The organism is Vibrio genomosp. F10 str. 9ZD137 (assembly GCF_049974785.1).
Classification (GTDB): domain Bacteria; phylum Pseudomonadota; class Gammaproteobacteria; order Enterobacterales; family Vibrionaceae; genus Vibrio.
The window spans coordinates 1-3,082 of the sequence record NZ_JBNGCJ010000450.1 but is presented as its reverse complement, the minus strand read 5'-3'; the positions used below and the strand labels follow the sequence as shown (position 1 = coordinate 3,082).

Annotated in this window: 3 protein-coding genes; 1 reads left to right on the top strand and 2 read right to left on the bottom strand. The window is 45.1% G+C overall.

Going from position 1 to position 3,082, the window contains the following annotated elements; genetic code table 11:
* The coding region (locus tag ACP45E_RS10785; protein ID WP_141707295.1) for a methyl-accepting chemotaxis protein at positions 1–723 on the top strand (723 nt) is incomplete at its 5' end.
* 190 nt (positions 724–913) lie between these two features.
* Here ACP45E_RS10785 and ACP45E_RS10780 read toward each other — a convergent pair.
* Positions 914–1,993 carry a DcaP family trimeric outer membrane transporter gene (locus ACP45E_RS10780; protein ID WP_017035930.1) on the bottom strand — a complete coding sequence of 360 codons (1,080 nt, stop codon included), beginning with the start codon at positions 1,991–1,993 and terminating at the stop codon, positions 914–916.
* Positions 1,994–2,221: 228 nt separating this feature from the next.
* On the bottom strand, positions 2,222–3,082 hold an 861-nt coding region (locus tag ACP45E_RS10775), incomplete at its 5' end, for a serine hydrolase domain-containing protein (protein WP_141707294.1).

Sequence of the window (3,082 nt, the reverse complement as noted above, 5' to 3'; positions counted from 1 at the left end):
GTCACGGCCATTAACGAAATGGGTGCCACAATCAACGAAATTGCATCTAACGCCGCGACCGCTGCAGAAACGGCAAACGAAGCATCAGACAACACCAGAGTTGGCCAAACTGTGGTTTCTAAAGCCAAAGAAGTCATTTCTCGCTTGGCGGATGATGTTGAATCGACGAGTCAAGTCGTCACGCAACTTGCTACCACAACCAAAGACATTGGCTCGATTCTAGATGTCATTCGTGATATTTCTGAACAAACCAATTTGTTAGCATTAAACGCAGCGATAGAAGCAGCGCGCGCTGGCGAGCAAGGACGTGGTTTTGCGGTCGTTGCCGATGAGGTTCGTAACCTTGCCAGTCGCACTGCGGCGTCAACAGAAGAAATTCAAAAAATGATTAATCAACTTCAAAACGATGCTAAAGACGCAGTGAGTGCGATGGAAGCAGGCCAAGCGGTGACGTTTGAAGGGGTTGAATCGACCGATGAAGCCGTGAAAGTACTGCTGAGTATTTCGGAACGTATCATGGACATTTCTGATCGGAATACCCAGGTTGCAACGGCTACAGAAGAACAGTCAACGGTGGTCGACACGATTAATCAAAATATTGAAGAGATCAACACGATTAACGAAGTGACAACGGGCACCGCGGAAGAACTGGCTTCAGCAAGCCAAGAACTTCGCCAGCTGTCAGAGCGTCTTGATAACATGGTTGGCCGTTTTAAGTTGTAACGTAACAATCAGCGTAACTATTAATAGATAACCTCAATTCACGGTGGCCAACTCTTGGCCACCGTTTTTTAAATCATGATTTAAATCGCCATTCAAGCCGATATTCAACGCTTAACAACCCAGCGAACAAATTCTTCTTGTCGTCATGTACTGAGAATATGAACACGAAAAGCCCAGCGGAAAACGCAACTTAGTACTTCCATTCCATGCCGAGCATAATTCTATGGTTGTCTCTAGAGTCCGACACACTGCGCTCATACGTTGAATAATTGTATTCAACACCCACCATTAAATCAGGTTGAATATTCCACAGCAAATTAGCCATAACATATTGGCTAGACGTTAATGTGTCCTGCTCCTGTTCGTCTTGCCAATCCAAAGCATCGCTCTCAACCGAGCCATACGCAAATACAGATTTAAGGTCTTGCTTCCAATGTCTTGTGTATGACGCCATCAAGCTATTTGTTTCTCGAACATCGAGCGTCTGTTCATCTTCATTCCAAGTTGCGCCTGTTCCCGATAAGCCTAATAGATATCTGTCTGTTCCCTGCCCTGTATACAGCAATAATGTCACCGTATCATTAGGGGTGATGTTCCATCCTCCGGATAACTGAACACCGTAACCCAACTCTGTATATTCATGCTCATTGGAAGACAGACGTATCTGACTCAGCGCAGCCGTTGCTCTTACCCAGCCATGCTGGTCGTCTAATTCAAGGCCTGCCACTAAATCGGGCAATGACCCACTGGTGTCAATGGTATCCCCTGATGGGTTTTGAATATCCGAATTGGTACCGCTTTCTAATGCGACATCATAGCGAAATAATCCGATATCTTGTGACCAACGGAGCATAGGTTGACGTTTAAATACCACACCGCTCAATGTTGGTTCGGCCAGAGACAGAGGATAGTTGCGCATATCCATAAAGGTCGACCAAGTTTGCCCAGCTAACAGATCGCCGGCCTCAGTATGGTAGGTTAAATAAGCTTCTCTTAATCGTGGTGACATACCACCGTCATTGTTGGCGTTAAAGTCCATGACCAATTTAGAGTCGATGGAGGTGCCATTATCGAAATCCTTTAGCGCTCCAAATCTAAATTGAGATAATGAAGCATCCACTTTTGTATCGCTATGGTTGCTCTTACCAAATAGGCTATTGCTGGGGATATTCACCCCGACTCCAGCGGTATCATTATCATGAATCATGATCGCTTTAATTGTACCACCAAAATCATAGGTGGTTTCAGATGCGAAACTGGCTGCGCTCATTAGTGCTGCACTAATAACTATTGCTGTGTATTTCATTTTCATAAGGATTAGAAAGTAATAGTGATCACTCAAGCAATCGACATTACAAATTGCGTGGTGAGTATTTCAAATGAAAAAGTGCCCACTCTTAAACACAGGAGTATTTACATAAAGAGCAGGCACTTAAATTGAAGACTACCGAAGGGATTGAGCGTCTCAATTCTTCGGTAGGACGAGCAGTTAAACGAATCAGTTACCTGCTAAGGCTTTTGCAGCCGAACGCATCAGTGCAGGTGCTTTGTTTTCACCATAGCCTGAGTGGTATGGGTTGTTAGAGAAAACAATACCCACAAAATCTCGGTCTGGGTCGATGTAAATAAACTGGCCTAGATTGCCGCTTTTCGCCATCGCACCATCGTCAAAGATGTAATCGAATTGGTATGAGTTATACGATGCTTTCTCGTTGAAAGCGTGCACAGTGCTGTCTTCTTTTGTGGTACCTGCAAACGCTTTTGGATCGCCATTATTATGGATACGATCAATGATCGCCTGTGAAATGACTGGCTCATCGGCAACCGCACCCCAGCTTGGTGTGAACAAGGTTCCCCAACGCGCCATATCTTCCAATGTGGTAGACACAAGCCCTACCGCGATTGCCATTCCATCTGGAGTTTGGTTAATCAACATTGGTTGGCGAGCGTTTACTTTAGACCAAACTCTGTCTTCAAACACTTTTGCCCAAGTTGTACCTTCGATGTTCTCTATCATTTGAGTCAATACGATGGTGTTCATTGAAGCGTAACGGAACTGTTGGCCCGCCTCTTCACCTTCAATTTTCTTGGTATCAAGTGCCACATCGACCCAGCTTTCTTGCTCTCCTGTTGCATAGCGTGGAGAACCAAATGCCGAAGCAAAGAAGCGCACTACCGCTGAATCTGGGTTCATGATCGACGCACCAGTTTCTTCGTTATCGAGACCTGTTGCGTGGTTTAATGTATTGAGTACCGATACGTTGTCCCATACCGAACCTTTCAATTCTGGAACATAGTCTGTGATCATTTTGTTATGGTCGATTTTGCCTTCTTCAGCCAGCATAGATCGGAAGAGCGG

What these genes read in the sequence shown, in the direction of transcription:
- ACP45E_RS10780 (WP_017035930.1), bottom strand. Translation starts at nt 1,993, where the DNA reads ATGAGCGCAGCCAGTTTCGCATCTGAAACCACCTATGATTTTGGTGGT.